The sequence below is a fragment of the Rubellimicrobium roseum genome (assembly GCF_006152145.1).
Lineage (GTDB): Bacteria > Pseudomonadota > Alphaproteobacteria > Rhodobacterales > Rhodobacteraceae > Rubellimicrobium > Rubellimicrobium roseum.
Map to the genome: position 1 here is coordinate 1 of NZ_VDFV01000115.1, position 3,134 is coordinate 3,134.

Sequence of the window (3,134 nt, forward strand, 5' to 3'; positions counted from 1 at the left end):
CTCGCCTCGCGAGTTCATTGCCGCCCAAACCGCAACCGCCTGAGTGTCCGGTGAAACGGGGGACAGATCAGTTCTGAACTATGGGAGGCAACGATGATCAGAGGCATCCTCAAGGGCCTAGCTGCCGGCTGGATCCTGAAGAAGATAAGCCAGCGGGCCGGCCGGCATAGGCGAGTCCGGGCTCGAGACTAATCAGTCGGCCTCGCCCTCTGGGGCGGGACCCCCAGGTATTCTGGCGAGGGTGCGTCCATCCCCTCGCGTAACGACCCCTGGTCTGGACTCCTTGGGACCGCCACACAGGCCCCCGCGCTTGGGAGAGTGGCGCGGGGGCCAGGGGCCGAGTGAACAGCGCCGAGTTTCACACCAACTCAGGCAGCACACGGAACATTCTGTCTTCAGCTTGGCTTGGCAGACCTCCCCGAAGTGGTCGGGTATAAGGCATAGCTGAGCCGACACACCGTCGCGGCCGACGGACTCACACGGCTGGGCCTCTCGCCCGCTCTGGCTACTCCTGAACGAGAACTCTGACGGTGTAGGCAGCCGTCAGGCCATGGATCACGGTGGAGGCGAAGATGGTGAAGGTGGCCAGCGCCCAGAGCGCGCCCTTGTCGACGAACTCTATATGAGTGGCGGCGTAGCTCAGGTCGACATCAGCCAGCAATACGCTCGCGAGACATCTTGACCGCCCCGCATCGGACCATCTCCGCTGGGCAGTGTTCCCTGTCATGGGGCAGCGCCCAAGTGCCGTGCGCTGGATGCCAGCTCACGCCGGGACAGGTCAGCCGTCCTCACTCCTGGACGCCCTTGGCGCGCGGGTGCCGCGGCTCTCGGCATAGGCCTTGGTGAACTCCGCGCCGAAGAGAAGGATCAGCGAGGAGTAGTAGACCCAGAGAAGGATCGTGACGAGCGAAGCTGCGGCGCCGTAGCTCGAGGCGATGGCGCTCCGGCCGATGTAGAGCCCGATCATGTCCTTTCCGACAGTGAACAGCAGGCCTGTGACCAACGCGCCGATGGCTACGTCCTTCCAGCTCAGCGGCACGGCCGGCAGCACCTTGAAGATCATTGCAAAGAGCAGGACCGACACCATTAGCGAGATGATGTCGTTGAGGAGACCCAGGATCGCGAGCGCATCGGGAAAGCTGCCTTGCAGGTAGGTGCGGCCTGCGGAGAGACCCGCATCGAGGATAAGCGAGACCAGAAGGAGGAAGCCCACCCCGATGATCAGGGCGAGGCTCAGGACGCGCTTTCGAAGAAAGCCACGGATACCGGTAGTGGCTGGCTCGGCCTCCCAGATCAGATTCAGACTACCCTGGAGTTCCCCGAGGGCGCCCGTGGCTACCGCCAGGAAGGTGAGGAGGCCGACCGCTGTGCCGACAATCCCGGAGCCCAAGTCGTTGGCGCTGGCGATCATCGCCTCAAGGGCCTGTGCCGCGTCCTCTCCCAGCAGTCCGGAGAGCTCGCCCACGACGGCACCTTGGGCCGCGTCGCGTCCGAAGACCAAGCCGGCCACACTAACTGCCACCAACAGCATGGGAGCAAGCGAGAACAGCGTGAAGTACGAGATGGCCGCGCCCAGGCTTGTGGCGCGATCATTCCACCAGCCAATGGCGGCGGTCCGGACCAGGCGGGGAAGGTCGAAGATCAGGTTCACGCATGTCTCCGTGGGCCGTGGCGGAGCCCGGACGCTCCGGCCCCGATCTATGCCAGTGCTCCAGAGAGGCCATAGGTGTGATGTCATTGAGCGGGCCTTGCCTACGGCCGGCGGCATGAACGGGGCGAGTTGAACAAGCAATCAGCGGATCCAGTCTGTAAGCGCCCTCGCAGGTCTCTGTAGCTGGCATAGGCCTCAGCCGGCCCATACGGTTGATCCGGCCCTCGCCAGTTACGGACGGGGGTTCAGTCGCAACCAGCGGGCGGCAGACGTGGACGGCCGTATGCTCTCCTGACCCCTGCCCCGCCAGATCGCACGCGAGCGTATCTGGCTTTGCGGCAGCGATGGGGATGGTCTTACATCGGCCTAGCTTGTGGGCCCGCCCGCAACCAGCCGGAGGTTCCATGCCCGAGCCCACTGTCAACTCGGACGACCCTGATACGCCCGAAGGTCGCTGGACCGTATTGACGGCCTTGGAAGACTGGCTTGAGACACCCATGCTGGTGCTGAGCTTCCTGTGGCTGGTCCTCGTTCTGTATGAGCTCGGCGCTGGCTCCTCAGACCTCCTCGAGACCTTCGGCACCGCAATTTGGATAGCCTTTCTTCTTGAGTTCGCGCTGCGGTTGGTCCTTGCGCCCAACCGCCTGCACTTTCTACGTCGCAATTGGCTCACGGTGATCGCGCTCATCGTGCCCGCCTTGCGCCTTCTGCGCGGACTGCGTCTGCTGCAGCTTGCACGTGTGACGCGCGGCGCGCGCCTGGTGCGAGTCGTGGGTACGGCCAACCGCAGCATGAATGCTCTTCGCGCAAGCCTGCGCCGGCGCGGTCTGGGCTACGTCCTCGCAGCCACGGCTTTGGTGATGCTCCTTGGCGCGGGCGGCATGCTGGCGTTCGAGCCCGCCCATGAAATCGAGGGCGGCTTCGCCAACTACGGCGAGGCGCTGTGGTGGACGGGGATGCTGGTGGCAACCATGGGATCGGAGTTCTGGCCCCGAACGGCCGAGGGGCGCATCCTGTGCTTTCTTCTCGCGCTTTATGGCTTTGCCGTGTTCGGCTATATTACCGCGAGCTTTGCGTCGTTCTTCGTCGGCCGTGATGCCGCAGCTCCCGACAGCGAAATGCCGGGCCTGGCCGACATCGCCGCGTTGCGAGAGGAGTTGGCAGCCCTGCGGCAAGAACTCCAACGTGCCCGCGACTGACCAGCACTACGGCGAGTTGCACCCACCGCTCGCTAGCCCCTCTCCCCTCCGTTGGTCCATCGACGTTCTCCAAGCGTACTAGACACAATCCCCGATGCACACATCATTGGGCGACTTCGATCGTGTAGCTTGCCATCTGGCAGACATCGGTGCGGTGCAGCCGCTCTCGTCCATCCTCAAGGACGAACAGGAGGCTATAGTCGCACTGCCCATCTGATCTGTCCCCCGTTTCACCGGACACTCAGGCGGTTGCGGTTTGGGCGGCAATGAACTCGCGAGGCGAG

Annotated in this window: 3 protein-coding genes; 1 reads left to right on the forward strand and 2 read right to left on the reverse strand. The window is 64.1% G+C overall.

Annotated elements, in window-relative coordinates:
- Positions 1-505 precede the first annotated feature (505 nt).
- Positions 506-661, reverse strand: coding sequence for a hypothetical protein (locus tag FHG71_RS22920; RefSeq protein WP_176559605.1), 156 nt, complete (start codon positions 659-661; stop codon positions 506-508).
- A gap of 117 nt (positions 662-778) precedes the next feature.
- On the reverse strand, positions 779-1,651 hold the full coding sequence (locus FHG71_RS22925) for a YihY/virulence factor BrkB family protein (RefSeq protein ID WP_218014227.1): 873 nt from the start codon (positions 1,649-1,651) through the stop codon (positions 779-781).
- Between the two features lie 404 nt (positions 1,652-2,055).
- Here FHG71_RS22925 and FHG71_RS22930 point away from each other — a divergent pair, with 404 nt between their 5' ends.
- Positions 2,056-2,850, forward strand: a complete 795-nt coding sequence (locus tag FHG71_RS22930; RefSeq protein ID WP_139084109.1) for a potassium channel family protein — start codon at positions 2,056-2,058, stop codon at positions 2,848-2,850.
- Positions 2,851-3,134 lie beyond the last annotated feature (284 nt).

Excerpts from the sequence above, each read along its gene's own strand:
- FHG71_RS22930 (WP_139084109.1), top strand. The coding sequence starts at position 2,056 with ATGCCCGAGCCCACTGTCAACTCGGACGACCCTGATACGCCCGAAGGT.